This window comes from Sphingobium sp., from assembly GCF_003248505.1.
Taxonomy (GTDB): domain Bacteria; phylum Pseudomonadota; class Alphaproteobacteria; order Sphingomonadales; family Sphingomonadaceae; genus Sphingobium.
In genome coordinates this window covers 1-24,682 of sequence record NZ_QFOA01000050.1, presented here as the reverse complement: position 1 = coordinate 24,682, position 24,682 = coordinate 1, and the positions used below count along the sequence as shown (strand labels likewise).

The following is a 24,682-nucleotide window of genomic DNA, read 5'->3' as shown; positions in this document are numbered from 1 at the left end:
GCGTCGTGCGGACCGTCGCGAGTCGCCGGGGGTCCGCGAGCCAACGCGCGGAAAAGTCCCAGCCGCTTTCCGCCCCGGCCCGCAGGTCGCGATAGACCTCCGCTGCATCGCGGTTGCTCTCCCGCGCGGTCGCCCGGTCCTCCGCCCAGCTTTCGTCGCGCGGTCCGGCCCGGTCGTCCCAGTAACGGTTGAGCAGCGCCCCGTCCGGCATCCGCACCACGCGCCGCGCCGCCGCCCCGGCGGCCAGCCCCTGGCTGTCGCGCATCCAGAAATCATGTTCCGCCCGCAGCGCCTTCAGATGGCGCGGATCGGCAGGATCGCTCGCCAGATCGACCATCATGCTCAGGAACGGCGGTTGCGAGCGACCGAGATAATAGGTCCGCGTACCGTTGGGGATGAAGCCGAAGCGGTCGATCAGACTCTCGAAATCAGCCAGCATCGAATCGATCTGCGCCTGCTGCCCGTCGGCCTTGAGGCCCAGCATCGTGAAATAGCTGTCCCAATAATAGATTTCGCGAAACCGCCCACCCGGCACCATGTAGGGCGCGGGCAGGCCGATGGCCGACGCGCCCGCAGGGGGCGTGAAGGCGGGCCGCGTCAACTGGGGCCAGAGCGCGCGGATATGGCCGCGCAGACTCTGCTCGTGCGCCGCGCCCTCCTCGCCCGGCACGTCGAAATGCCGCAGCACGAAGGTACGCAAAGCCGCGCCCTGCGGCCGTTCGCGCCGATAGGCTTCCAAAATGGCGGCAGGCGCTCCCCGAGGCACTGCGTCGACGAAGCTCTTGCCGTCGGCAAAGACGCGCTCGCCCTGCACCGCCTCGAACAGCGGGCCGTAGACCTGCTGCGGGCTTTGCACCTGCGGCTGCGCCTCGCCCATGCACAAAAGGGCAGCGGCCAGCCCCAATATCCTGCGGCGCATCGGATCATCTCCCCCGGACGATGGTTCATACCGCCAATGAATGACGCGTCCGAAACGTTCCCCGGCCTCGCCTTCCCGCTGGCAAGGCGGGGGAACAGCAGCTAGAGGCCTTACCCCATGAGCGAAACAGCATCCTTCGGCTATCGCGACGTCGATGCCGCCGAGAAAGCGGGCATGGTCCGCGCGGTCTTCTCCAACGTCGCGGGCAAATACGACCTCATGAACGACGCGATGTCGGGCGGCGCGCACCGGCTGTGGAAGGACCAGTTCGTGCGGCGGGTGAAGCCCCGGCCCGGCGAACAGATCCTCGACATGGCGGGCGGCACCGGCGACATCGCCTTCCGCATGCATCGCCATGGCGGGCAGGTGACCGTGTCGGACATCAACCCCGAAATGCTGGCCGTGGGCATGGAGCGGGCCCGCAAGAAGGGGTATGAAGGGCTGATCTGGTCGGAACAGAATGCCGAGGCGCTGACTTTCGGCGACCGGGAATTCGACGCCTACACGATCGCCTTCGGCATCCGCAACGTCACCCATATCGACCAGGCGCTGCGCGAAGCGCACCGCGTCCTGAAATTCGGCGGGCGTTTCTTCTGCCTCGAATTCTCGACGACGACATGGCCGGGCTTTTCCGATGTCTACGACACCTATTCGCACAAGCTGGTGCCGCACCTAGGCAAACTGTTCGCCAATGACGCGGACAGCTATCGCTACCTCATCGAATCGATCCGCCGCTTCCCGCCGATGCCCCGGTTCGAAGGCATGATCCGCGACGCGGGCTTTGCCAATACGAAGGTGGAGCCGATTCTGGGCGGCCTCGTCGCCATTCATTCGGGCTGGAAGATCTGACGCCCGGCATGACCACCCACGCCACCCATATCTGGCGGCTCCTCAAATGGGGCCGGACGCTCGCGCGGCACGGCGCACTGACGGGGATCGAGCGCGATCCGCTGACCCCGGCGCCGGTCCGCCGCCTCGTTCGCATCGCCCGCTTCGGCGCGCGCGTCCCCGCCCAGCCCCGCTACGCCGACGCGTTCCAGGCCATCGGCCCCGCCGCGATCAAGCTGGGCCAGACCCTCGCCACCCGCCCCGATCTTGTGGGGGAGGAAGCGGCGAACGACCTGCTGCGCCTTCAGGACGCGCTTCCCCCCGTCCCCTTCGACACGATCAAGGCGCAGATAGAGCTCAGCTTCGGCCGCCCGCTCGAAGCGCTCTACGCCCGGTTCGACGAAACCCCGGTCGGCGCCGCGTCGATCGCGCAGGTGCATCGGGCGTTGACCGCCGATGGGCGCGACGTGGCGGTCAAGGTCATCCGGCCCGGCGTCATCGACCAGTTCAACCGCGACATCCAGACCTACGAATGGGCCGCCGCCCATGTCGAGCAGCTGGGCGGAGAGCTTGCGCGCCTGCGTCCCCGCCTCGTCATCGCCAACATGAAGCGCTGGACCGCGCGCGAACTCGACCTTAGGCGGGAAGCCGCCTCCGCCTCCGAACTCGCCGAAGCGATGGAGGCGGTGCCCGGATACCGCATCCCGCAGATCGACTGGGACCGCACCAGCGGGCGCGTCATGACGATGGAGTGGATCGACGGCATCAAGATCGCCGACCGCGCCGGGCTGATCGCGGCGGGCCACGATGTGAAGGATCTGGCGGGTCGCCTCGTCAACGCCTTCCTGCGGCAGGCGATCGCCGATGGTTTCTTCCATGCCGACATGCATCAGGGGAACCTGTTCGTGACCGGCTCCGGCGATATCGTCGCCATCGACTTCGGTATCATGGGCCGGATCGACCGGCGCGCGCGCATGTGGCTCGCCGAAATCCTCTACGGACTCATTACCGGCAATTACCGCCGCGTCGCCGAAATCCATTTCGAGGCGCAATATGTCCCTGCCCACCACAGCGTCGAGGAATTTGCGACCGCGCTCCGCGCCGTGGGCGAACCGATGCGCGGCAAGCCCGTGCGCGAACTGTCGGTCGGCGGCATGCTCGACGGACTATTCGCCATCACCCGCGACTTCGACATGCAGACGCAGCCGCACCTCCTCCTCCTGCAAAAGACGATGGTCATGGTGGAAGGCGTCGCCACCGCGCTCGATCCCGACATCAACCTCTGGGAAACGAGCGGCCCCTATGTGCGCGAATGGCTGCGCACCGAATTGGGGCCGGAAGCGAAGGCCGCCGACACGTTGATCGAAAACTGGCGCACGCTCCAGCGCCTGCCCGGCCTTGTCCGCCGGATCGAGGACGCCTTCCCGGAAAAGGGCGGCGCCCCCCCGCCGCCGCCGCTGAACGAAATCCGCCTGATCCGCGTCGGCGGCGGCTGGCGCACCGCGCTCGTCGCCCTGGTTGCCGCTGCCGCCGGCATGGCGGGCGCCGCCGCCCTCCATCTGCATTTATGACGAAACGCATTCTCCTCATCGTCTCGGGCGGCATCGCGGCCTACAAATCGCTCGAGCTGATCCGCCTGTTGAAACGGCGCGGCATCGCCGTGCGCGCGGTGATGACGCAAAGCGCCGAGAAGTTCGTCACGCCGCTCAGTCTCGGTGTCCTTACCGAAGATCATGTCTATGGTGACATGTTCGACCTGAAGGAAGAACGCGAGATCGGGCATATCCAGCTCAGCCGTCAGGCCGACCTCATCGTCATCGCACCCGCGACCGCCGACATCCTCGCCCGGATGGCGGGCGGCATTGCGAACGACCTTGCCACGACCGTCCTGCTGGCCACCGACAAGCCGGTGCTCGCCGTGCCCGCGATGAACGTGCGCATGTGGCAACACCCCGCGACGCAGCGGAACCTGGCGACGCTGCGCGCAGACGGCATTACGATCATGGAGCCTGCCAGCGGGTCGATGGCCTGCGGCGAATTCGGCAAGGGCCGCCTGCCCGAACCCGAAGAAATCGTCGCGGAAATCCTGCACCGGCTGGATCGCCCGCACGCGCCCGGTCCGCTCGCCGACCGGCCCGCCTTCGCGCAGGACCGGCAACGGCTCGCCGGTCGACACGTCCTTGTGACCGCAGGCCCCACGCATGAGCCGATCGACCCCGTGCGTTACATCGCCAACCGCTCGTCGGGCAAGCAGGGCTTCGCCATCGCCGCCGCCGCCGCGCGGGCGGGGGCACGGGTCACGCTGGTGGCGGGGCCGGTGCATCTTCCCACCCCCGCCGGGGTCGACCGGGTCGACGTGGAAACCGCGCGCGACATGCTCGCCGCGGTCGAGGCCGCGCTCCCCGCCGACGCCGCGATCATGGTCGCCGCCGTTGCAGACTGGCGCGCGGCGGACGCGTCCGGACAGAAGATCAAGAAGGACGGTTCCGGTCGGCCCGCCCCGCTCGCACTTGCCGAAAACCCCGATATTCTGGCGACGCTGGGCCGTCATGCCCGCCGCCCTGCGCTGGTCATAGGTTTCGCGGCGGAAACGGAAAAGATCGCCGAACATGCGCAGGCCAAGCTGGCGCGCAAGGGCGCGGACTGGATCGTCGCGAACGACGTGTCGGGCGACGTGATGGGCGGCGATAACAACAGTGTCCGGATCGTTACCGCCGACGGGATCGACAGCTGGCCCGCCATGGCCAAGGACGACGTCGCCCTCCGCCTCATCGAAAGGCTTGCCCATGCCCTCTCCGCTCAGCCCCGTTGAAATCCGGCTGAAACGCCTGCCCCACGGCGAAGGTCTGCCCCTGCCCGCCTATGCGACCGCGCACGCTGCGGGCATGGACGTTGTGGCGGCGGAGGACCTGACGCTCCCGCCGGGCGGTCGCCACGCCGTCGCGACCGGCTTCGCGCTCGCCATTCCCGACGGCTACGAAGTGCAGGTCCGCCCCCGCTCGGGCCTGGCGCTCAAGCACGGCATCAGCCTGCCCAACACGCCCGGAACAATTGATGCCGACTATCGCGGCGAACTGAAGATCATCCTCGTCAACCTTGGCGACCAGCCCTTCGCCATCGCGCGCGGCGACCGCATCGCGCAACTTGTCGTCGCGCCGGTACAGCTTGCCAGCTTCCGCGAAGTCGATAGTCTGGACGAAACCGCCAGGGGGGAAGGCGGCTTCGGTTCGACGGGAGTGTGACGGAATGACGATGCTGATTTCGATGATGCTGGCCGCCGCCGCCCCATCCACCGCTGCGCCGCCGCCGATGCCCACCGATCTGAGCGAAGTCCCCGTCATCGAAAACTGGCAGGGCCGCCGCGTATCCCCGCGCTGGTCGGAGGATGTCGCCCGCTTCTATCGCAAGAATAAATGCACCGGCGCTGTCCCTTACGAAGGGTCGTGGCTGCTGGAAATCGACATGCTTTTCCTGCTGGCAGGGGACGGTACGCCGATGCGTATCGCCCCCGTCAATGTCCAGTGCACCGCCGTCGAAAAGTTCGTCAGCACGCGCATCCTCGGCACGCTGCGCAATTCTTTCCCGAAATCGGGTTCGTCAACGCCGCAATGGCGGCGCTCGCAGGTGCGCTTCCTCTGGTCGGACGCGCCGTGACACTGACCGACGATCAGCTCGAACGCTACGCCCGACACATCGTGCTCAAGGAAATCGGCGGCACGGGACAGGCGCGGCTGCTGTCGGCGCAGGTCGCGGTGATCGGCGCGGGCGGCATCGGCAGCCCGGCCATCCTCTACCTTGCGGCAGCGGGCGTCGGCACCGTCCGGGTGATCGACGACGATGCCGTCGCACTTTCCAACCTCCAGCGGCAGGTTCTGTTCGGCACGGCTGACCTGGGCGCGCCCAAGGCGGAGGCCGCGATGGCTGCGGTCGCGCGCATCAACCCGGACGTGAAGCTCATCCCCATCAACGCAAGGGTCGATGCCGACAACGCCGACCTGCTGCTGCGCGAGGCGGACGTGGTGCTCGACGGGTGCGATAATTTCGCGACGCGGCTGGCCGTCGCGGACAGCGCCCACCGTCTTCGCATCCCTCTCGTCTCGGCGGCGGTGGGGCCGTTCGAAGGGCAACTGGGCACCTATCGCGGGTGGGAAGCGGGCCGCCCCTGCTATCGCTGCCTCGTCGGCGATCCGCACGATGCGCCCGAACGCAACTGCGCCGAAACCGGCGTGATCGGCGCGCTGACCGGCACGATGGGCAGCCTCGCCGCGCTGGAAACGATCCGGCAGATCGTGCCCTTCGGCACCGACATGGTCGGGCGGCTGCTGATCGCCGACCTGCTCGCCATGCGCTTTCGCACGCTCGACGTAGCGAAGGACCCGGCCTGCCCGGCCTGCGCTGTGGAACCATGCGTCCCCTCCTGCTGATCGTCGCGACCGCCGATGCCGAACGGCTGCGCGGGACGTTGACGCTGGCGGCGGCACAGGCGGCGCTGGGCGGCGACGCGACGATTTTCCTTCAGCTCGACGCCGTCGCCCTTCTCCGCCAGCCCGTCAGCGCGCCGCGCGACGCCGCGCATCGGGCGGCGGGCCTGCCCGACCTTGCCACCCTGCTGGAAGAATCGCTGGCGCTCGGCGTTCGCACGATCGCCTGCCAGAGCGGCCTCGCCATGGCGGCGATGGATGCGGCGGACCTGCCGCAGGGCATCGCGACGGGCGGCCCGGTCGGCCTGTTGCAGGACATGGGCGACGAAGCGCGCCTGGTCTTCGTCTAAATCAGCGGATCACAGGCAGGTAGCGGCGCAGGTCGATCATCCGCTGGCTCGCACCCGAGCTCGCCTGCAACGGATTGAGAACGCTCCGGTCGTGCGGGAGCAGCGCGCCGACATGCGCGGCCGCCCAGAAAGCACCGAGGCCGATCGTCAGCGTCAGACCCAAGCGTACCACCTTCACGCCCTGCCCTCCCTTCGCGACCCGCTTCTACAGACGGCGCAGGGAGAGGGCAAGGACAGCGGTCTTCTATCGCCCGCCCTTCTATTGACAGCGATGCCCGCCCATTTAAGGGGTAGGCGCGGCTTTTTCCGCTGCTCTTCACGCCTTCCAACAGAAAGATCCCTTCCCGTGTCCGCCATGCTCAAGATCACCCTGCCCGACGGTTCCGTGCGCGAAGTCGCGCCCGGCACTACCCCGGCGGACATCGCGGCGGCCATCGGACCGGGTCTGGCGAAGGCCGCCATCGCCGCGCGCGTCGATGGAGAACTGCGCGACATCGGTCGCCCGCTGGAGGCCGACGCCGCCCTCGCGCTGGTCACCGCAAAGGACGAGGCCGACGCGCTCGAACTCGCGCGCCACGACTTTGCGCATATCCTCGCCGAAGCGGTGCAGGCGTTGTTCCCCGGCACGCAGATCACTTTCGGCCCGTCGACCGACGATGGCTTCTACTACGACTTCGCGCCCAAGGACCGGCCCTTTACCGAGGAAGACCTCCCCGCGATCGAGGCGAAGATGCGCGAGATCATCGCCGCCGACAAGCCGCTGCGCCGCGAGGTGATCGACCGCGACACCCTGATCGCGCACTGGCGCGCGGCGGGCGAGACGTTCAAGGCGGAATGGGCCGCAGAACTCCCGCAGGGCGAGGAACTGACCGTCTATCATTCGGGCGAGGGCTGGTACGACATGTGCCGCGGTCCGCATCTCGCCTCCACCGGCAAGCTCGATCCGCAGGCCTTCAAGCTGACCCGCGTGTCGGGCGCCTATTGGCGCGGCGACCAGAAGAACGCGATGCTCAGCCGCATCTACGGCACCGGCTGGCTCAACAAGAAGCAGCTGAACGAGCATTTGACGCGGCTGGAGGAAGCGGGCCGGCGCGACCACCGCAAGCTGGGCGCGGAGATGGATCTGTTCCACCTCCAGCAGGAAGCGCACGGGTCGGTCTTCTGGCATCCCAAAGGCTATATCATCTGGCGGCAGCTGGAATCCTACATGCGCCGCGCCATCGACGATTCTGGCTATCGGGAGGTCAAGACTCCGCAGGTGATGGATGCGCGCCAGTGGGAACAGTCGGGCCATTGGGGCAAATATCGCGAGAATATGTTCGTCATCCCCGACGAAGTGCCCAACGTCGCGGACGAAGGCCCGCTGGTGTCTAACGACGCGGAATGGATGGCGCTCAAGCCCATGAACTGCCCGGCGCATGTCCTCATCTTCCGCCAGGGGATCAAAAGCTATCGCGACCTGCCCCTGCGCCTTTACGAAAATGGCTGCTGCCACCGCAACGAACCGCACGGCGCGTTGCACGGCCTGATGCGCGTGCGCCAGTTCACGCAGGACGACGCGCACATCTTCTGCCGCGAAGACCAGATCGTCGAGGAAGTCCGCGCCTTTTGTGCGCTCGCCGACCGCATCTACAAGGATTTCGGCTTCACTTACTCGATCAAGCTCGCGCTGCGCCCCGAAAAGCGGTTCGGCAGCGAAGAGATGTGGGACAAGGCGGAAAACGAACTGCGCGACGCGGTCGCCGCCGCCGGGCTCAACACCCCGGAATATGGCTGGGAAGAACTGCCGGGCGAAGGCGCTTTCTACGCGCCCAAGCTGGAATGGCACCTGACCGACGCCATCGGGCGGACATGGCAGGTCGGCACCATCCAGTCCGACCGCGTCCTGCCCGACCGACTCGACGCATCCTATATCGGCGAGGATGGCGAGCGGCACCGCCCGGTGATGCTCCACCGCGCGATCTTCGGCAGCTACGAACGCTTCATCGGCATCCTGATCGAACATTATGCGGGCCGCTTCCCGCTCTGGCTGGCCCCCGTGCAGGCGGTGGTCGCGACCATCGTGTCGGACGCGGACGATTATGCCCGCTCGGTGGTGGACCGCCTGCGCGCGGCTGGCATTCGCGCCGAAACCGACACGCGCAACGAAAAGATCAACTACAAGGTGCGCGAACACAGCCTCGGCAAGGTCCCCAACCTCCTCGTCGTCGGACGGCGCGAGGCGGACGAGGGCACGGTGGCGTTGCGCGAACTGGGCAAGGAGGGGCAGAGCGTCCTTTCGGTGGACGATATCGTCGCCCGTCTTGCAAAAGAGGCGCAGGCGCCCGATATACGGTGAGGCAGAAATGCCGCAAGGGCGCGTGATTCCGTAACGGTCGGACCGCGCGCCCCTTTCGGCTTTCGTCAAAAGCCGCTAAGAGCCGTCCGTTTTTGAAACGATCATAGGAGATACCGCTATACGTCCCCCGATGATGCGCCGCCCGCTGGCGCCGCCGCCGAAGTCCGGCCCCCGCTATAACGAGTTCATCAACGTGCCCAAAGTGCGCGTCATCGATGACGAGGGCGAAAATCTGGGTGTGATGTTTACGCAGGAGGCGATCGAGCAGGCAGCCGAGGTCGGCCTCGACCTTGTCGAAGTCTCGCCCAACGCCGATCCGCCGGTTTGCAAGTTCCTCGACATCGGCAAGTTCAAGTACGAAGCGCAAAAAAAGGCGAACATCGCCCGCAAGACGCAGAAGACGCAGGAACTCAAAGAAATCAAGATGCGTCCCAACATCGACGATCATGACTATGATACGAAGATGAAGAAGGTGCACGACTTCATCGGTGACGGCGACAAGGTGAAAATCACCCTGCGTTTCCGCGGTCGCGAACTCAGCCACCAACAGCTTGGCATGAATTTGCTTCAGCGCGTGGCCGAAAATGTCGCCGAGATCGCCAAGGTGGAGGCCTATCCCCGCATGGAAGGCCGGCAAATGCTGATGGTGCTGTCGCCGAAATAAGCACGCGGCGTCCGATACGCTTAAAAGGGGGCGGCGTTCATGCGAACGCCGCCCCCTTTGCGTTACCGGTCATCCCGGTGAAGCCGCCGATCCTGCCAGCAGGCCCCCGTCGACATTGAACTCCGCGCCCGTCACATAGGCCGACTCGTCCGCCGCCAGCATCGCCGCGACCGCCGCCACTTCCTCTGCCGTACCGAAGCGCCGGAGCGGCGTATCCGCGACCAGCGCCGCCATCCGCGCCTCCCGATCCGCGCCGTCGCCCAGCATCGGTTCCCACATCGGCGTCAGGATCGCGGCAGGGTGGATGGAATTGCATCGGATGCGCCATCCCTGCTGCGCGCAATAGAGCGCCACGCTCTTGCTGTGATTGCGCACCGCCGCCTTGGACGAAGCATAGGCCGCCGCACCCGGAATGCCGACCAGCCCCGACCGCGAGGAAATGTTGACGATGGACCCGCTCCCCCGTGCCTTCATCGCCCGGATTGCATAGCGGCATCCCAGAAACGTCCCATCCAGGTTTACCGCATGGACCGCGCGCCAGTCGGCCAGCGTGGCATGTTCGGGGTCGTGCGCCACCGCGCCATCCTCAAACCCCGTGACCCCCGCATTGTTGACCAGCACGTCGATGGCAGGCGCGATTCGCTCCAGCCGCGCCCAGTCCTCTTCCTCGCGCACGTCGATCCGCTCGAACCGCGCGCCCATGTCCCGTGCGGCCTGCGCCCCTTCTGCCTCGTCCCGATCGGTCAGGATGACGCTTGCGCCTTCCGCAACGAAGCGCGCAGCGATAGCGCGTCCGATCCCGCGCGCCGCGCCGGTGACGACGCACAGCTTGTCTGTCAGTCTTTCCATGAAGTCCTCGCATGACAATCCAGCCATTGGCGACAGTGACGCCGCCAGCGAGCCTGCCCGCGCTCAGCGGTGACGCTGGATCATGTCGAAAGACTCCTATGTTTCGCACCCAAGCTAACGGGCATCGCGCGTCCCGGCAATCGGGCGCATCAGTTGGGGACGATCAGATATTTCTCACCCGTGCGCCGCGCATTATAAGCCGTTACCGCCTCGCGGCCCAGCGCCTCCTCCAGCGACAGCCGCGCCTTGTACTGGCTCGCGAACAAGGTCTTCAAATTGTCGCGCACCCGTTGGCGCATCCGCTCGACGGTCTGCGGCCCGGCCTTTTGCAGCGCCGGAAACAGCAGCCATCCCGAAACGTCCCACTGAAAGCCGAAGCTGCGCGTCAGGATCGTCGGTCCGGTATCGAGCGCGCCATAGATATAGGCGTTTTTCGGGGTGTTCGATCCATAACGGCTGTAGGGCGCATCGCGGCTGGCGACCTTTTCCATCGCGTGCAGGATCTGGCTGACCAGCGTGCCGCCGCCGATAGCGTCGAAGGCGACGGTCGCACCGGTGGCGGCAATGGCCGCCTCCAACTGCGCGCCGAAATCCTCGTCCCGGCTGTTGACCACATGCTCCGCACCGATCCCGCGCAGCAGGTTCGCCTGCTCCTCGCTCCGCACGATGTTGACGAGGCCGATACCGTCCGCCTGCGTCACCTTCACCAGCATCTGGCCCAGGTTCGACGCGGCGGCGGTGTGCACGATTGCCGTGTGTCCGCCCGCCCTCGCCGTTTCGACGAAGCCCAGCGCCGTCATCGGATTGACGAAGGCCGACGCGCCTTCTTCCGCCGTCACATCGTCGGGCAACGCCATGCAGGCGCTCGCATCGATCAGGCGGAACTGCGCATACATGTCCCCGCCGATCATCGCGACCCGCTTGCCCAGCAGCGCCTGCGCCGCCTTGTCGTCACCCGCAGCGATCACTGTGCCCGCCGCTTCGTTGCCGACGCCCATCGCCTGCCCGATCCGCGCCGCCATCGCCTTCATCGCGGCGTCCGGCATCTGCGCGACGATCCTGCGCGGGGCATAGTCCGCCTCGTCCACGGCGGCAGGCCCGAACAGCAGCCCGAGGTCGGACGGGTTGATCGGCGCGGCTTCGATCCGCACCAGCACCTGCGCGCCCTGCGGAGCGTGCAACGTTTCCTCCACCAGTTCCACCGTCAGACGCCCGTCGTCGTTCAGGGTGGACAGCAGTTTCAGGCCTTTGGTGTCGCTCATGTCTCGCTCCTGTCAATCAGGCGGACGGACGATCCCGGTAGAGATTGGGGAACATCGCCTTGAACGCCGTCAGCTTGGGTTGATCCCATCGCACAATATAGGGATGGCGCGGGTTGTTCCGCATGAAATTCTGATGGTCGGCGGCTGCATCCTGAAACCCGGTGAAGCGCTCGACACGCGTCACGATCGGATCGCGCCACAGCCCAGCCCTGCCCAGTTGCGCCAGATAGGCGCGGGCTGCCTTGTCCTGTTCGGCGTTCAGCGGAAACAGCGCGCTGCGATACTGGGTGCCATGGTCCGGCCCCTGGTAATTGAGCTCGGTCGGATCGGCGATGACGGAAAAGAACACGCGCATCAGCGTGCCGTAGCTGACCAGCTTCGGATCGTAGGTCACGCGCACCGATTCGGCAAAGCCGGTATCGCCGCCGCTGACCGTCTCATAATCGACGCGTCGCCCCCTGGGCCCGCCGGCAAAGCCCGACAGGACGAGGTGCACGCCTTTCACATGCGAAAATACGCCCTCTACCCCCCAGTAGCAGCCGCCTGCGAAGACAGCCGTTTCCAGCGCACGGGTAGGCGCTGCGTCGATAAGGGGCACAGGTGCCTGCACCACGCGTTCGGCGCGGGCCGGCGCTGCGACGACAAGAGCCGCCGCCAGCGCGGGGATCAGCAGCCTAGCGCGCGACCTGCGCATCGGTCTGGCCAGGGGTATGCGTCGCCGCGACGGCACTCGTGCCGAACATCGGCGGCTCGCTCGGCTGGAGCGCGAACATGGCGACCGCACCGATGGCGAACCCGCCCAGAAAGCGCAGGAACAGGTCGGATTTGAGGAACGCCTTCATGGGCAACGCCTTTCTTTTCCTTCTACCGGTCATGCCGGGTCCGTCTATCGTCGTCGACCTTGCCCCTGACTGAACGGCAGCCATGGCGGCATCCGCTTTCGACGGGCGGCCATGAGAGGAGGACGAATGCGACGGTTAATTAGGTTTCTCTTCGCAACGGGCATATAAAGGATGCCGCGCCAATCGCAAGACGGCGCGGCATGAAAAACACCGTTTCCGTTTTTCACATCCCTGGCCGAAGCCCGTCCGTTTCAGCGGAGCGCGGCGCAGGCTTCCTGGATGCGCGTGCACGCCTTTTTCAGCACTTCGTCCGATGTCGCGTAACTGATGCGGAAGGCGGGCGACAGGCCGAACGCCGCGCCGTGCACCGCCGCCACCTTCGCCTCGTCGAGGAAATAGCCGATCAACGCCTCGTCGCTGTCGATCGTCGCGCCCTTGGGCGTCGTCTTGCCGATGACGCCGCTCGCGTCGGGATAGACGTAGAAGGCGCCTTCGGGCGTCGGGCAATCGAGGCCCGGCGCGTCGTTCAGCATGGCGACGACCATGTCGCGCCGCTTCTTGAACACGGCGTTGCGTTCTTCGAGGAAATCCTGCGGCCCGGTCAGCGCCGCGACGGCAGCGGCCTGGCTGATGGAACACGGGTTGCTGGTCGACTGCGATTGCAGCTTGCCCATCGCCTTGATGATCCATTCCGGGCCGCCCGCAAAGCCGATCCGCCAGCCGGTCATCGAAAACGCCTTGGAACAGCCGTTGACCGTCAGCGTGCGATCGTACAGCTCCGGGCACACCTGCGCGATGGTGGCGAAGGGGGTGGGCGCGTACCAGACATGCTCGTACATGTCGTCGGTCATCACCAGCACATGGGGGTGGCGCAGCAGCACGTCGGCCAGAGCCTTGAGCTCATCCGCCGAATAGGCCGCGCCCGACGGGTTGGACGGGGAATTCAGCATCACCCACTTGGTACGTGGCGTGATCGCCGCGTCGAGCTGCGCGGGCGTGATCTTGTAGCCCTGGCTCGCAGGCCCCTCGATGAAGACCGGCGTCCCGCCCGCGAAATTCACGATATCGGGATAGCTCACCCAATAGGGCGCGGGGATGATGACCTCGTCCCCCTTGTCCACGCTTGCCACCAGCGCGTTGAACAGCGTGTGCTTGCCGCCCGAATTGACGCTGATCTGGCTGCGCTTGTAGACCAAGCCGTTGTCGCGCTTGAACTTGAAGGCGACCGCTTCCTTGACGTCCGCCGTGCCGTCCACATCGGTGTAGCGGGTCAGGTTGTTGCGGATCGCGGCGATGCCCGCTTCCTTGACGAAATCGGGCGTGTCGAAATCGGGCTCGCCCGCCGACAGTCCAATAACGTCCACGCCCTCGGCTTTGAGCGCATTCACGCGTGCGCTCATGGCGAGCGTGGCGGACGGCTGGATACGGCCCAGGGCTGCGGAAGTCTGGCTCATGGCAACGTTCTTTCTGTAAGATCACCAATTCCGCAATTTAAGCGGACGCGTCGCCCCTTAGTGCGCAACGCCCAAAGGGGCAACCGGCCAGATGGCGCGCAATGGCTTTCCTTTGGGAAAAGCCGGGCTATCGCGCCAGCGTCGCCGCCACCATGCCGCGCGCGGCATTGCCGAGGAAAAAGCCCTTCTCCAGATCGGCAACGCGCAGATCGCCCTCCACCGCCTCGCCGATGTCGAGCAGGCTCTGCCGCAGGATGCCGGGCAGCGCCCCGCGCGACAAAGGCGGCGTCACCAGCTTGTCCCCGCGCTCGACGAACAACGTCGAAAAACAGCCCTCGGTCAGGTATCCCTGCTCGTCCTTCAACAGCACCTCGTACGTCCCGCCGCGTTTCAATGCGTCGCGATAGATGGTCCGGTCGGTCGTCTTGTGCCGCAGCCGCAGGTCGTGCGCAGGCGCCTGGCGCGGGACCACGGCGACCGGCAGGATCGCCTGGGGCCAGGTGCGATGCTCGCGCACCTCGATCGCCACCGATCCGCGTCGCGACACCAGCAGCCGCACCCGGCTCCGCTCGCGCAGGCGAAAGGTCGCGGCCTGAAGCTCGTTGCGCACATCGTGGCGGTCGAACGCGAAGCCCAGCGCGTCGGCGCTGGCCTTGAGCCGCGCCAGATGCAGCTCCAGCAACCTGACCCCGTCCATCGGATCGAACGCCATCGTTTCCAAAAGGTCGAACCGTCCGTCAGCCAACGCCATGGCAACCCTTATGCATTCGCACACCCGTCACATCGCGGACAGGAAGCGCGCCTTCGCCAGACACTCCGCCCATTCGGCTGCGCCATCGGAATCCGCCACGATGCCGGACCCCAGGCCCAGACGACCCGTCCCTGCTCCTTCTTCGACGCAAATGGTGCGAATGGCAACATTGAAGGCGGCATCGCCCTCCGGGTCGATCCAGCCCATCGCCCCGGTATAGGGGCCGCGCGCAAAGGGTTCGACCGCATCGACGATCTCCATCGCCCGGACCTTGGGCGCGCCGGTGATCGACCCGCAGGGGAAAAGGACGCGCAGCACATCGACGGGCGACAGTCCGGGCAGGATGCGCGCGCGCACGGTCGACACCATCTGGTGCACCGTAGGATAGGTTTCGACGTGGAACAGTTCGGGCACAATAACGCTGCCCGCCATCGACACGCGCGACAGGTCGTTGCGCAGCAGGTCGACGATCATCAGATTTTCCGCCCGCTGCTTGGGGTCCTGCGCCAGCGCGCCCGCCGCCGCCGCGTCCGCCTCCGCGTCCGCCTCCGCGCCGCCCCCGCGCGTCGCCGTGCCCTTCATCGGTCGCGCCGTCAGCAGCCCGCGCACCTGCGTGAAGAACAGTTCGGGCGAAAAGGACAGCAGATTGTGCCCACCGGTGCGGATCACCCCGCCATAGCCCGCCGCCGCGCGCGGCCGGATCGCGGCATAGAGCGCCAGCGGATCGCCCGACAAAGGCACCTCGCACGGAAAGGTGAGGTTGACCTGATAGATGTCGCCCGCGCGGATATAGTCCTGCACCTGCGCGAATGCGGCCTCATGCTCCGCTTGCCCGATCAGCGGTCGGGGCGCGCCCACGGTCGCGCGCGCCGGGTCGGGCAGCAGCGCGGGCAGCGTGTCGGGCGCGATCAGCCGCACCCCTTCGAACAGGCCGAACCACAGCAGCGGCGCACCGCCCGCGTCCCGCCGCCGCGCAATGGGCGCCAGTCGATCCTCCAGTGCCAGCCCCGCCTCGTAGGACAGGAACCCCGCGACATGCAGTCCCGCGTCGCGGGCTTCGGCCAGCCGGTCGAGCGCGGGCTGCACCTGCGCCATGTCGAAAGCCGCCACGATGCCGACCGGATCGCGATAGAGCCGCGCATGGGCGGGGGATCGATCAACGGTAGGCGCACGCGCATCGTCGAACAGGCAAAAGGCTTCGGACGGTCCGGGCAGGCGCATGGCCGCTTCTTAACAGGCTTTGGGGCGCGGGAAAGGCCCGCCGCCGCGCAATTGCCGGTTGCGCGGCGGCGGGCGGCCTTTTACCCCGGCATCCATGACCGATCCCGCCCCTGTCGACCGCCCGCTCTGGCCTGCCGTTGTGCAGGGGCTGCGGGGCCGTTGCCCGGCGTGCGGCGAAGGACGGATGTTCGCCCGCTTCCTCAAGGTCGCGCCCGCCTGCCCGCATTGCGGCGAGCGGCTGGACCTGCATCAGGCGGACGATTTCCCCGCCTATATCGTCATCCTGGCTCTCGGCCACATCCTCGTGCCGCTGATGATCGAGGTGAATGCCGCGTTCGCCATTCCGCTGGGCTGGCAGGCGGCGATCTGGCCGACGCTGGCCGTCATTCTGGCCACAGCGATGATCCAGCCGGTCAAGGGCGCGGTCGTCGCGCTCCAGTGGAGCCGCCGGATGGCCGGTTTCGCCTGATCCCTATTCGGGCTGGCGCAGGAAATTCAGCTCCATCGCTTCGCGCAGCGTTTCGTCGATCGTGCGTCGCCCTTCCGCCCCATGCGTCACCACGGTCGTGTCCGCGGTCGCGACGCACACGCCCTTCTGGAAGCCCGCCGAACTGATCGTCCAGCTCGTCCGACCGATATGGCCGATGGCGCAATGGATTTCGAACGGATAGGGGAAATGCGATTCCTCGATGAAATTCAGCGTCACGTTGGCGACCAGCCAACGCACGCCCTGTTCCTGCGGATGGCGGCCCAGATGGTGATGGAACCGGATGCGCGCCGTTTCGAACATGCCGGATATTGCGACATTGTTGATATGGCCCATCGTGTCGAGGTCCTGAAACCGCGTGTCGATGCTGGTGACGAAGCGATAGGCTTCGGGGCGCAATCGCCAGGATTCGGGTTTGGCCATGTCCTGTCTCCTGTCAACGTCGTGGCCCTGCTCTGGCGCGCCGCCGGTCCCGATGCAATTCGCTTTCATAAAAATGACGCGACTGCGTCCTTTTGGACACATGCGGCGCGGGGACCGGTCGTCGGACAGTCGGGGTTCAGGAACCGGGCATTACCTGCCCCTCACCTGTTCGGGTGAAAGGACCCTTCGTCATGCGCCTCCTGGTCGCCGCAGCGCTGGCCGCCGCCGCTCTCCCGTCCCTGACGCCCGCGCCCGCCCGCGCGCAGGCCTTCATGTTCGAAACCGGCACGACCCTGCTCGCCAAATGCCGCAACAAGGCACCGGGCTACGACCTCGCCTGCACCGCCTATATCGTCGGGGTGGTGGACGGCATCCGCAAGGACATGTTCATCGGTCGCGCCCGCCCGGTATGCTGGCCCGACCGCATGACCGCCGATCAGGCGCGCCGCACCGCCGTCGCCTATCTCGAACGCTGGCCCGACCAGCGCAAGGGGCCGGCCTCGGTGCTGGTCAGCGTCGCGCTCAACGAGAAATGGCCCTGCCAGAAATAGACGCCGCCGATCAGAATGATCGGGACAAATCATTGCGCAAAGCCCCTGCCTCACCGCTATAAACTTGCCTTGGCGGCGGCGAACGCGTAGGTGCGCCCCCTTATTTTACGATGAAGGAGACTCGACGTGGCGGCGAAGTGGACGCCGGAAAGCTGGCGCAGCCATAAGGGCATCCAGATGCCCTTCTATCGCAATGCACAGGCGCTCGCCGCCGTGGAGGCTCAGCTTGGTCAGTTTCCGCCGCTCGTCTTTGCGGGCGAGGCGCGCAACCTGAAGGCGGATCTCGGCCGGGTCGCGGCGGGCGAAGCCTTCCTGCTTCAGGGCGGCGACTGCGCCGAAAGCTTCGCCGAATTCCATCCCAACAACATCCGCGACACCTTCCGCGTGCTGCTCCAGATGGCGGTGGTGCTGACCTTCGCGTCCAAGCTGCCGGTGGTGAAAGTGGGGCGCATGGCGGGCCAGTTCGCCAAGCCCCGCTCCGCCGACACCGAAACGATCGACGGCGTCGAACTGCCGAGCTATCGCGGCGACAATGTGAACGACATCGCGTTCACGGCGCAGGCGCGCGAGCCGGACCCCGAACGGATGATCCGCGCCTACAACCAGTCGGCAGCGACGCTCAATCTCGTGCGCGCCTTCTCGACCGGTGGCTATGCCTCGCTCGACCGGGTGCATGGCTGGATGCTCGATTTCATGGGCCGTTCCCCCTGGGCCGCCAAGTTCGAGCAGATGGCTGACCAGATCGGCCAGGCGCTCGACTTCATGCGCGCCTGCGGCCTCGACGCGGACAGCGTGCCGCAACTGGGCGGCACCAGCTTCTACACCAGCCACGAAGCGCTGCTGCTCCCGTTCGAACAGGCGCTGACCCGGCAGGACAGCCTGACCGGCGACTGGTACGATACCTCCGCGCATATGCTCTGGATCGGCGACCGCACGCGCTTCGAAGGCAGCGCTCATGTCGAATATCTGCGCGGCATCGGCAATCCCATCGGCATGAAGTGCGGCCCCAGCCTTGAACCGGACGCGCTCATCCGGCTGCTCGACGTGCTGAACCCGTCGCGCGAGGCGGGGCGCATCACGCTCATCACCCGCTACGGCCATGACAAGATCGAGGCGGGGCTGCCCCGGCTCGTCCGCGCGGTCCTGCGCGAAGGGCACCCGGTGGTCTGGTCCTGCGACCCGATGCACGGCAACGTCATCAAGGCGGCGAACGGTTACAAGACGCGGCCTTTCGACCGCATCCTGGCCGAAGTGCGCGGCTTCTTCGCCGTGCACCGGGCCGAGGGCAGCTTCGGGGGCGGCATCCATGCCGAAATGACCGGGCAGAACGTCACCGAATGCACCGGCGGCGCGATCGCCATCACCGACGAAGGGCTGGCGGATCGTTACCACACCCATTGCGACCCGCGCCTCAATGCGGCGCAGAGCCTCGAACTCGCCTTCCTGCTGGCGGAAATGCTGAACGAGGAACTGAAGGAACGCCGCGCCGCGGCCTGATCCCCGATACGGCGGCGCGCGATCCGCGCCGCCGCGTCACGCCGCGACCCTTGGCGACAGCAGCCCCGCATAGGTCGCGAACAGATCGTCGAAATGCACGTCCATCGTCCGCACCCCGGGCGCGGCGGCGGTCGCCTGTTCCCGCGCCGCCTCGCGCGTCGCGATGAAATCCCGGATCGCCATCGCCATGCTCTCCGCCTGCGTCGCGGCGTAGCGGAACCCGCCGCCCCGCGCCTGATCGGACGCGCCGCCTTCGTCGGGCACGATCACCGGCAATCCGCTCGCCCGTGCCTCGGCCGCCACCATGCAATAGGTTTCCGCCTCGCACCCATGGACCAGGGCATCCGCGCTCGCCAGCAGTTCGGCCAGCGTGTCGCGCCGATTGATGGGGGCGAGCAGCTGGATATGCGGATTATTGTCCGCCGCGCGCACTACCCGCGCCCGATCGCGACCGTCGCCCACCAGCACGAGGCCGACGGGACTGTGATAGCCTGCCGACGCCGCCGCATCGATCACCATCGGCCATCGCTTTTCCGGCGCATGACGCCCCACGCCCAGCAGCAGCGTGGCGTCCGGTCCAAGACCGCATCGCTCCAGCAGCCGCGTGCGCAGTTCCCCGTTGCGATGACGCGGGTGGAAATGCCCCGGTTCCACCCCCATGGGCAGCGTCGTCACCCGCCGCAGCCCGCCTTCGCGCAACCGTGCGGTCAGGCTGTCGCTCGCGCTCACCACCATGTCGAACTGCGCGTCCAGGCGGCGCAGATGCCGCCAGAACCACTCGAACCCCCGGTCGATCGCCTTGCGGCTCAGCACCGGACCGAACCAGCGATAGGCATAGGCCGACAGCGGATCGGCATGCATGATGAGCGCGCGCGGCGCACTTCCGCGCCAGCGCGCCACCATCGACGCGCTCGCCCAGGGGGACGACGCTTCCACCATGTCGGGCCGCAACCGGTCGAGCATCGCGTGCAGCGACGCCTCGTCGTCGAAATAGGAATAGCGCCGGTCGAGCGGAAAGCGCCGCGCAGGCATCATGACGATGCGCCCGCCGCCCTGCGCTTCCACCACCCCGCCATTTTCCGACGGCGCCAGGATGATGACCTCATGCCCCGCCGCCGCGCCCGCCGCCAGCTTGCGCTCGACATAGGTTTTGACCCCCCCGCCCTGCGGCGCATAAAGCGCGCACACATCGACGATCCGCATCGTTCACTTCTCCAGCGGGCCGAAGGACAACAGCCCCCGGCGATAGTTGACGACGATGGCGATGGGCGTGGGACCGTTGCCGACCGCCGCGCTCGCGGCCGCGGCCTTGGGCTTCGACCAGCCCAGCTTCGGGTTGCCCGCGAACCCCACCCCATCGACCGACAATGCGAACTTGTGGTTGCCGTCGCGGTCGTGGAGCAGGCTCAGCGCATAGGTGCCCGGCGCGGGCGCGCGGATGCACATTTCCACGCGGCCTTCCTTGGGCACCGGCATCTCGACCCGGCGGAACGGCTTGCCCGCCGCGATCAGCACATTGTCGTCCGCCAGGAAATCGCCGTCCCTCGCAGGATACAGCTCCAGCTTGAGCAGCCCCTGCCGGTCCTTCAGGCCCTTGACCTCCACCAGATAGGCGGGGCCATGTTCGTTGGGGCGGCACTGGCCTTCCGCCTTGCCCAGATCAGGGCTGGAGGCGAGCGCGGCGGCGATCAAAAGAGAGGGGATCATGCCCGGTTTCCTTGCAGTTTTCCTTCGCGCGTCAGGCCGCTCACCCCCAGGCACAGCCCGACGATCAGATGCGTGACGAGGATCAGCGACGCCATCAGCGCCATCGCCGACACGATGTCGTTATCGCGCCCGATCAGGAACGCGGCGATGCCGGCGAACACCACATCCTTGTTGGGCAGGAACGGCAGGCGCGACAGCAACTGGCGCAACGTCGCCAGCAGCACCCACCAGGTCAGGCCCACGGCGGGCAGCATCATGTGCCACATGACGGCGGCGAGCAGGTTCTTGCCCACGATCCGCAGCATCTGGATGCCGAACACGACAATCAGTTCGCGGCGCGGCAGGCTGAACAATCGACGCCGCAGCAGCAGGGCGACGGCGGACAGGGCAAAGACGAACAGGATCGACCCCGCCACTTCCCAACGGTTGAACCCTGCGTCCACCGCGCCCAGCAACGGCCAGGCCAGCGCCACCATCGCCAGCGTCACGATATTGCCGCCCAGCGCGGACAGGATCGCGACATCCTTGATCGCGCCGAACGGCGCATTGGTGACGGTCGCGTTGCGCCGCGCCCAGGCGTAGAAATAGACTTCGCCGAGGTATCCGAGCAGCAGTTCGTTGCTGATCATCTTGCGCATCAGCGCCGCGAGGCCCTCGCCCGGGATCGACCACAGGCGGCGGAAGATCACCCATTCGGATACCGGCCCGGCCAGATAATAGACGGCATAGACGGCCCAGAAGGCGGCGGAGGCAGGCAGCAGCGCCCACAGCTCCGTCGGGTCGACATGGCGCAACTGCATGAAGGCGACGACCAGGATCAGAAGCGACACGACCGGCCCGGCCCATCGCGTCCAGCCGTTGCGCCCCCGCGCGATCAGCGGCGCGGGATCGAAACGATCGATCGTGATACCGCCGGGTGCGGGCGGCGGCGGCAGGGTTGCGGTATCGCTGGTCATGACAGGCTCGGCATGGAGGGCGGAACGGTGCGGGCGTTGGCGGGCGCTGCCGAACGGTCGGTCATCGCCGCGAACAGCGCCAGATACTCGGGCGACGCGCCCTCGATGGTAAAGCGGTACGCCGTCGCCAGCGCAGCTTCCCGGTCGGCGCAGCGGCGCAGCTTGCCGATCTCCTGCGCCAGCGCGTCCAGATGTCCGGACGAAACGACGCTGCCCAGCCGCCCGTTGTCCAGCAGGGGCCGGATCGCCGCGCTGCAATCGGTGGCGATCACGAAAACGCCCGCCGCCAGCGCTTCCAGCACGACCCCCGGGACGCCTTCGTAGCGGGACGTGAGGAGCAACGTGTCGCGGCGGCGCAGCAGCATCGCGCCATCGGGCACATGGCCGGCAAAGCTCACGCGGTCGGCGATGCGCAGCCGCCGCGCAAGGCGTACCAGCGACGCCCGCTCCGGCCCGTCGCCCACGATCGTCAGCCTGTCCCCCGCCCGCGCGCCCAGCGCAAAGGCGCGCAGCATCAGCGGCATGTTCTTCTGCCGCGCCAGCCGCCCGATGGCGACGAAGCGGCGGCCGTCGCCCGGCGCGGGGCGATCCGCGATTTCATGCAACCGCTCGATCCGCGCGGCCGACAGCGCGGGCGAGGGGATCGTCGCGATGGCGCCGGGCCGGGGCCGCACGAAGCGGGCGATTTCCTGCTCCAGCCCCGGCGCCATCGCAACGAAGCGGTCGATGCAGCGCCCCTGCACCCGCAGCCACAGACGGTAGAAGAACCGCCCGACCGCCGGCATGTCGGCCCGCTCCAGGTCGTTGCTGATCTTCATCAGCACCGGCGGGCAGCGCGATCCCAGCATCAGCTTCATCGCCACCGCCACCACCGCATAGCTGTTGCCCGCGCAGAACAGCGCGTCGGGGCGCAGCCGCCGGATCGCGGCGGGCAGCGTCGCGATCATCCACAGCGTCTCGCACCAGCCGATGGGTACAGGCGGGGCGGGCGGGCTGTCATACGGCACGTCGCCGGCCAGTTCGGCGCGCAGCGCGCCGTCGCTGCGCCCCATGAACAGCGGCGCGTCGATCCCGCTCCCGCGCCAGTGCCGCACCAGCCGCAGCGCGACCCGTTCGACCCCGCCGGGCTCGAAACTGTGCAGGAAGGTGAGGATGCGCATCCGCGTCATGCCGCCAGCAGGTCGCCGTAGCGGGCGGGCGCATGGGTGCGCCGCAACCGCGCCAGCGTACGGTCGATGCTGGCGAGCAGCGCCGGGCTATGCGCGTCGCCCGGATGCACCGCCACCCGCGCGACCGGGGCGTGGGCGAGCAGCGGCGGCAACAGCCTGGCTGCCAGCAGGGACGATGCCATTCGCGCGCGGCTGCGGCTCGCCCAGGTGATGACCGGCCCGCGCGCCAGCACCCGGCCCGTGGGCGCGTGCCACACCTTCATATGGTCTTCCGCCAGCGCGAAGCCGCTCCTGCTCAGCACGCCGAGCGCAGGCGCGCCATAGAGCCACGCCGGGGCGATGAAGCCCGCGACCGGGCGACCGGTGATCGCTTCGATCAGGACGCGCGCATCCCCCATCCGCCGCGCCGCGTCCCCCGCATTCAGCCCCAGAAATTCGCCCTCGCCCGCCGTCATGTGGCGCGCCTTGAACCGGGACAGCCTGTCTTCATGAGTCGCCATATCCCGGTGGAACCAGCCATGGGCGAACATGGTGACGCCTGCGTCCGCCCATTGCCTCAGTCGCCGGGCGAACGGCGCATTCGTACCGATGGGGTGCGCGCCCCAATGATTGGGCACGACCAGCATCGCCAGCGCACCCGGTTCGACATGGCGGGCAACATGGCCGATCAGCCGGTCGACCTCTTCCTCGAAGCGCGGCCCGACATCGTGAATGGATAGTAGCAGTCTTTTCATGACGGGCCTGCATCCAGTCGTCCGATCACGGCGGCCTATGATGAACGCCGGTGACCCTAATGTGACAATGACGCTAAGCCTGCCGATACCCCGTAATCAACAATTCTATTGTTACAAATTTTTCACGAAGCAATCACCATACTTAAACAAAGAGTATTTTAAATAGCTCATCACAGTATTCATCTTCGGCAATTCATAAAAACGCCATTGCACCGAAGTCAAACTGTCCAAATTCGCTGCTAACCGATGCGTCGGGGGTTGAAGATATGCGCAGGCTTTTCGCGACATTGCTTTTCGCTGGCATGGTGGCCGTGGCATCGACGGGATCGGGGCGGGAGGAAGCGCATCCCGTCTGGTCTCCGCCGCCCGGCGACGCCCGGGCGGTCGACAATCCGCTGTCGGTCATGACCTATAATGTGGAAGGCCTGCCCTGGCCCGTCGCGCGGGGGCGCGGGCCGATGCTGGAGCGGATCGGGGAGCGGCTGCGCGCCATGCGACAGGCCCACCGGCAACCGCATATCGTCCTGCTTCAAGAAGCCTTCTCGGCAGAAGCCCAGGCGCTCGCCACCGCGGCGGGCTACGCCCATGTCGCGATGGGGCCCGACGCCGCGCTGCGCACGCCGCTCCATGCCGATGCCGCCGACACCGCCTTTCTCGCCGACGCGCGCTGGAGCAAGGGCGAGGATATGGGCAAGCAGGTCGGCAGCGGCCTTATGATCCTGTCCGACTATCCCGTCACCGGCGTCGACCGCATGGCCTTTCCCGACTTCGCCTGTGCAGGCTACGACTGCCTCGCCAACAAGGGCGTGCTGGTCGCGCATCTCGATGTGCCGGGCACCGGCACGGTCAGCGTCGTCGACACCCATCTCAACAGCCGGGCGGCGAGCGGCGTGTCGACCGACCGTGCCAACCGCGCCTACCGGCGGCAGATCGTCCTCATGGCGCAGTTCGTGGGCGCGGTCGTGCCCGCCGACCGCCCGCTCATCATCGGCGGCGACATGAACCTGGGCCGCGACCCGCACCGCCTCGCCGCCTTCTTCGACGGCTTCTCGCGCGTCGGACTGCGCTTCGTCGCCCCGGCGTGGAGCGGCACGCACCAGGCGCTGGCGGAGGCGGCGCCGGTCCCCGGAAACCGCCCCACCGATCTTGTCCGCGCCACCGAACATGCCAAGGACTGGGTCTTCGCCCGCACCGCCGCGGGCGCGCCGATGCGCGTGGCGAGCGCGGACGTGCCCTTCGGTTCGGAACCGGACGGCGAA

At 67.1% G+C, this 24,682-nt stretch carries 28 protein-coding genes; 13 read left to right on the top strand and 15 right to left on the bottom strand.

The window, feature by feature from the left end; translation table 11 throughout:
• Window positions 1–919, bottom strand: a 919-nt coding sequence (locus DI606_RS14080; RefSeq protein WP_293984169.1) for a trehalase family glycosidase, incomplete at its 3' end; no start/stop codon positions are given.
• Window positions 920–1,036: 117 nt separating this feature from the next.
• Between DI606_RS14080 and DI606_RS14075 the strand changes: the two genes are divergently transcribed.
• The 7 genes from DI606_RS14075 to DI606_RS14045 are packed head-to-tail and all read left to right on the top strand — an operon-like array spanning window position 1,037 to window position 6,518.
• Window positions 1,037–1,768, top strand: a complete 732-nt coding sequence (locus DI606_RS14075; protein ID WP_293984168.1) for a class I SAM-dependent methyltransferase — start codon at window positions 1,037–1,039, stop codon at window positions 1,766–1,768.
• A gap of 8 nt (window positions 1,769–1,776) precedes the next feature.
• The gene (gene ubiB / locus DI606_RS14070; RefSeq protein WP_293984167.1) at window positions 1,777–3,318 is read left to right on the top strand and encodes a 2-polyprenylphenol 6-hydroxylase; all 1,542 of its coding nucleotides are present in this window, start codon (window positions 1,777–1,779) and stop codon (window positions 3,316–3,318) included.
• Window positions 3,315–4,559: a bifunctional phosphopantothenoylcysteine decarboxylase/phosphopantothenate--cysteine ligase CoaBC gene (gene coaBC / locus DI606_RS14065; RefSeq protein WP_293984165.1), complete on the top strand. Its 1,245-nt coding sequence runs from the start codon at window positions 3,315–3,317 to the stop codon at window positions 4,557–4,559. Before ubiB ends, coaBC begins: the two co-directional genes overlap by 4 nt.
• Entirely contained in the window at window positions 4,534–4,989 is a 456-nt protein-coding gene (gene dut, locus DI606_RS14060) for a dUTP diphosphatase (protein WP_293984163.1), read from the top strand. The genes coaBC and dut overlap by 26 nt, the downstream gene beginning before the upstream one ends.
• A gap of 4 nt (window positions 4,990–4,993) precedes the next feature.
• On the top strand, window positions 4,994–5,401 hold the full coding sequence (locus tag DI606_RS14055; RefSeq protein ID WP_293984161.1) for a hypothetical protein: 408 nt from the start codon (window positions 4,994–4,996) through the stop codon (window positions 5,399–5,401).
• On the top strand, window positions 5,398–6,171 hold the full coding sequence (locus DI606_RS14050) for a HesA/MoeB/ThiF family protein (RefSeq protein WP_293984159.1): 774 nt from the start codon (window positions 5,398–5,400) through the stop codon (window positions 6,169–6,171). Before DI606_RS14055 ends, DI606_RS14050 begins: the two co-directional genes overlap by 4 nt.
• Window positions 6,153–6,518 (top strand): DsrE family protein, encoded by a 366-nt coding sequence (locus DI606_RS14045; protein ID WP_293984157.1) that lies wholly within the window; start codon window positions 6,153–6,155, stop codon window positions 6,516–6,518. The genes DI606_RS14050 and DI606_RS14045 overlap by 19 nt, the downstream gene beginning before the upstream one ends.
• A gap of 1 nt (window position 6,519) precedes the next feature.
• On the opposite strand, the gene DI606_RS14040 is transcribed toward DI606_RS14045, so the two are convergent.
• The gene (locus tag DI606_RS14040) at window positions 6,520–6,696 is read right to left on the bottom strand and encodes a hypothetical protein (protein ID WP_293984155.1); all 177 of its coding nucleotides are present in this window, start codon (window positions 6,694–6,696) and stop codon (window positions 6,520–6,522) included.
• Between the two features lie 177 nt (window positions 6,697–6,873).
• On the opposite strand from DI606_RS14040, the gene thrS reads away from it, so the two are divergent.
• Entirely contained in the window at window positions 6,874–8,856 is a 1,983-nt protein-coding gene (gene thrS, locus DI606_RS14035; protein ID WP_293984171.1) for a threonine--tRNA ligase, read from the top strand.
• A gap of 130 nt (window positions 8,857–8,986) precedes the next feature.
• Window positions 8,987–9,520, top strand: a complete 534-nt coding sequence (gene infC, locus DI606_RS14030; RefSeq protein ID WP_066696691.1) for a translation initiation factor IF-3 — start codon at window positions 8,987–8,989, stop codon at window positions 9,518–9,520.
• A 69-nt stretch (window positions 9,521–9,589) separates the two neighbouring features.
• Here infC and DI606_RS14025 read toward each other — a convergent pair whose 3' ends face one another.
• From DI606_RS14025 to pabB, 7 genes are all read right to left on the bottom strand, one after another.
• On the bottom strand, window positions 9,590–10,369 hold the full coding sequence (locus DI606_RS14025) for an SDR family oxidoreductase (protein WP_293984153.1): 780 nt from the start codon (window positions 10,367–10,369) through the stop codon (window positions 9,590–9,592).
• Between the two features lie 149 nt (window positions 10,370–10,518).
• A complete protein-coding gene (locus tag DI606_RS14020; RefSeq protein WP_293984151.1) occupies window positions 10,519–11,631 on the bottom strand; it encodes a zinc-binding dehydrogenase in 1,113 nt (370 codons plus the stop codon).
• A gap of 16 nt (window positions 11,632–11,647) precedes the next feature.
• Window positions 11,648–12,325 carry a peptide-methionine (S)-S-oxide reductase MsrA gene (gene msrA, locus DI606_RS14015; RefSeq protein WP_293984150.1) on the bottom strand — a complete coding sequence of 226 codons (678 nt, stop codon included), beginning with the start codon at window positions 12,323–12,325 and terminating at the stop codon, window positions 11,648–11,650.
• On the bottom strand, window positions 12,306–12,473 hold the full coding sequence (locus DI606_RS14010; protein WP_293984148.1) for a hypothetical protein: 168 nt from the start codon (window positions 12,471–12,473) through the stop codon (window positions 12,306–12,308). Before DI606_RS14010 ends, msrA begins: the two co-directional genes overlap by 20 nt.
• A gap of 251 nt (window positions 12,474–12,724) precedes the next feature.
• Entirely contained in the window at window positions 12,725–13,927 is a 1,203-nt protein-coding gene (locus DI606_RS14005) for a pyridoxal phosphate-dependent aminotransferase (protein WP_293984147.1), read from the bottom strand.
• A 127-nt stretch (window positions 13,928–14,054) separates the two neighbouring features.
• Window positions 14,055–14,678, bottom strand: a complete 624-nt coding sequence (locus tag DI606_RS14000; RefSeq protein ID WP_293984146.1) for an aminotransferase class IV — start codon at window positions 14,676–14,678, stop codon at window positions 14,055–14,057.
• 27 nt (window positions 14,679–14,705) lie between these two features.
• Window positions 14,706–15,899, bottom strand: a complete 1,194-nt coding sequence (gene pabB / locus DI606_RS13995; RefSeq protein WP_293984145.1) for an aminodeoxychorismate synthase component I — start codon at window positions 15,897–15,899, stop codon at window positions 14,706–14,708.
• Window positions 15,900–15,993: 94 nt separating this feature from the next.
• On the opposite strand from pabB, the gene DI606_RS13990 reads away from it, so the two are divergent.
• Window positions 15,994–16,368 carry a DUF983 domain-containing protein gene (locus tag DI606_RS13990; protein WP_293984143.1) on the top strand — a complete coding sequence of 125 codons (375 nt, stop codon included), beginning with the start codon at window positions 15,994–15,996 and terminating at the stop codon, window positions 16,366–16,368.
• A gap of 3 nt (window positions 16,369–16,371) precedes the next feature.
• On the opposite strand, the gene DI606_RS13985 is transcribed toward DI606_RS13990, so the two are convergent.
• Complete coding sequence (locus tag DI606_RS13985; protein ID WP_293984141.1) at window positions 16,372–16,809, bottom strand: thioesterase family protein; 438 nt, start codon at window positions 16,807–16,809, stop codon at window positions 16,372–16,374.
• Between the two features lie 191 nt (window positions 16,810–17,000).
• Here DI606_RS13985 and DI606_RS13980 point away from each other — a divergent pair, with 191 nt between their 5' ends.
• Window positions 17,001–17,360 (top strand): Rap1a/Tai family immunity protein, encoded by a 360-nt coding sequence (locus DI606_RS13980; protein ID WP_293984139.1) that lies wholly within the window; start codon window positions 17,001–17,003, stop codon window positions 17,358–17,360.
• A 126-nt stretch (window positions 17,361–17,486) separates the two neighbouring features.
• Complete coding sequence (locus DI606_RS13975; RefSeq protein ID WP_293984137.1) at window positions 17,487–18,857, top strand: class II 3-deoxy-7-phosphoheptulonate synthase; 1,371 nt, start codon at window positions 17,487–17,489, stop codon at window positions 18,855–18,857.
• 36 nt (window positions 18,858–18,893) lie between these two features.
• On the opposite strand, the gene DI606_RS13970 is transcribed toward DI606_RS13975, so the two are convergent.
• From DI606_RS13970 to DI606_RS13950, 5 genes are read right to left on the bottom strand one after another with little or no spacing between them, the layout of a single operon-like run.
• On the bottom strand, window positions 18,894–20,060 hold the full coding sequence (locus DI606_RS13970; RefSeq protein WP_293984135.1) for a glycosyltransferase: 1,167 nt from the start codon (window positions 20,058–20,060) through the stop codon (window positions 18,894–18,896).
• A 3-nt stretch (window positions 20,061–20,063) separates the two neighbouring features.
• The gene (locus DI606_RS13965; RefSeq protein WP_293984133.1) at window positions 20,064–20,564 is read right to left on the bottom strand and encodes a DUF2141 domain-containing protein; all 501 of its coding nucleotides are present in this window, start codon (window positions 20,562–20,564) and stop codon (window positions 20,064–20,066) included.
• Complete coding sequence (locus DI606_RS13960) at window positions 20,561–21,520, bottom strand: hypothetical protein (RefSeq protein ID WP_293984132.1); 960 nt, start codon at window positions 21,518–21,520, stop codon at window positions 20,561–20,563. Before DI606_RS13960 ends, DI606_RS13965 begins: the two co-directional genes overlap by 4 nt.
• Window positions 21,517–22,689 carry a glycosyltransferase gene (locus DI606_RS13955; RefSeq protein WP_293984130.1) on the bottom strand — a complete coding sequence of 391 codons (1,173 nt, stop codon included), beginning with the start codon at window positions 22,687–22,689 and terminating at the stop codon, window positions 21,517–21,519. Before DI606_RS13955 ends, DI606_RS13960 begins: the two co-directional genes overlap by 4 nt.
• Complete coding sequence (locus DI606_RS13950; protein ID WP_293984129.1) at window positions 22,686–23,423, bottom strand: DUF2334 domain-containing protein; 738 nt, start codon at window positions 23,421–23,423, stop codon at window positions 22,686–22,688. The genes DI606_RS13955 and DI606_RS13950 overlap by 4 nt, the downstream gene beginning before the upstream one ends.
• Window positions 23,424–23,689: 266 nt before the next feature.
• On the opposite strand from DI606_RS13950, the gene DI606_RS13945 reads away from it, so the two are divergent.
• A partial coding sequence (locus DI606_RS13945; protein ID WP_293984128.1) for an endonuclease/exonuclease/phosphatase family protein occupies window positions 23,690–24,682 on the top strand: 993 nt, incomplete at its 3' end.

Coding starts and splice junctions, on each gene's coding strand:
- DI606_RS13970 (WP_293984135.1), bottom strand. CDS start 20,060: ATGCGGATCGTCGATGTGTGCGCGCTTTATGCGCCGCAGGGCGGGGGG.
- DI606_RS13955 (WP_293984130.1), bottom strand. CDS start 22,689: ATGACGCGGATGCGCATCCTCACCTTCCTGCACAGTTTCGAGCCCGGC.
- DI606_RS13990 (WP_293984143.1), top strand. CDS start 15,994: ATGACCGATCCCGCCCCTGTCGACCGCCCGCTCTGGCCTGCCGTTGTG.
- infC (WP_066696691.1), top strand. CDS start 8,987: ATGATGCGCCGCCCGCTGGCGCCGCCGCCGAAGTCCGGCCCCCGCTAT.
- DI606_RS13960 (WP_293984132.1), bottom strand. CDS start 21,520: ATGACCAGCGATACCGCAACCCTGCCGCCGCCGCCCGCACCCGGCGGT.
- DI606_RS13950 (WP_293984129.1), bottom strand. CDS start 23,423: ATGAAAAGACTGCTACTATCCATTCACGATGTCGGGCCGCGCTTCGAG.
- DI606_RS14020 (WP_293984151.1), bottom strand. CDS start 11,631: ATGAGCGACACCAAAGGCCTGAAACTGCTGTCCACCCTGAACGACGAC.
- thrS (WP_293984171.1), top strand. CDS start 6,874: ATGCTCAAGATCACCCTGCCCGACGGTTCCGTGCGCGAAGTCGCGCCC.
- ubiB (WP_293984167.1), top strand. CDS start 1,777: ATGACCACCCACGCCACCCATATCTGGCGGCTCCTCAAATGGGGCCGG.
- DI606_RS14055 (WP_293984161.1), top strand. CDS start 4,994: ATGACGATGCTGATTTCGATGATGCTGGCCGCCGCCGCCCCATCCACC.
- DI606_RS14010 (WP_293984148.1), bottom strand. CDS start 12,473: ATGAAGGCGTTCCTCAAATCCGACCTGTTCCTGCGCTTTCTGGGCGGG.
- DI606_RS14075 (WP_293984168.1), top strand. CDS start 1,037: ATGAGCGAAACAGCATCCTTCGGCTATCGCGACGTCGATGCCGCCGAG.
- DI606_RS13985 (WP_293984141.1), bottom strand. CDS start 16,809: ATGGCCAAACCCGAATCCTGGCGATTGCGCCCCGAAGCCTATCGCTTC.
- msrA (WP_293984150.1), bottom strand. CDS start 12,325: ATGCGCAGGTCGCGCGCTAGGCTGCTGATCCCCGCGCTGGCGGCGGCT.
- dut (WP_293984163.1), top strand. CDS start 4,534: ATGCCCTCTCCGCTCAGCCCCGTTGAAATCCGGCTGAAACGCCTGCCC.
- DI606_RS14000 (WP_293984146.1), bottom strand. CDS start 14,678: ATGGCGTTGGCTGACGGACGGTTCGACCTTTTGGAAACGATGGCGTTC.
- coaBC (WP_293984165.1), top strand. CDS start 3,315: ATGACGAAACGCATTCTCCTCATCGTCTCGGGCGGCATCGCGGCCTAC.
- DI606_RS13980 (WP_293984139.1), top strand. CDS start 17,001: ATGCGCCTCCTGGTCGCCGCAGCGCTGGCCGCCGCCGCTCTCCCGTCC.
- pabB (WP_293984145.1), bottom strand. CDS start 15,899: ATGCGCCTGCCCGGACCGTCCGAAGCCTTTTGCCTGTTCGACGATGCG.
- DI606_RS14045 (WP_293984157.1), top strand. CDS start 6,153: ATGCGTCCCCTCCTGCTGATCGTCGCGACCGCCGATGCCGAACGGCTG.
- DI606_RS14025 (WP_293984153.1), bottom strand. CDS start 10,369: ATGGAAAGACTGACAGACAAGCTGTGCGTCGTCACCGGCGCGGCGCGC.
- DI606_RS14005 (WP_293984147.1), bottom strand. CDS start 13,927: ATGAGCCAGACTTCCGCAGCCCTGGGCCGTATCCAGCCGTCCGCCACG.
- DI606_RS13965 (WP_293984133.1), bottom strand. CDS start 20,564: ATGATCCCCTCTCTTTTGATCGCCGCCGCGCTCGCCTCCAGCCCTGAT.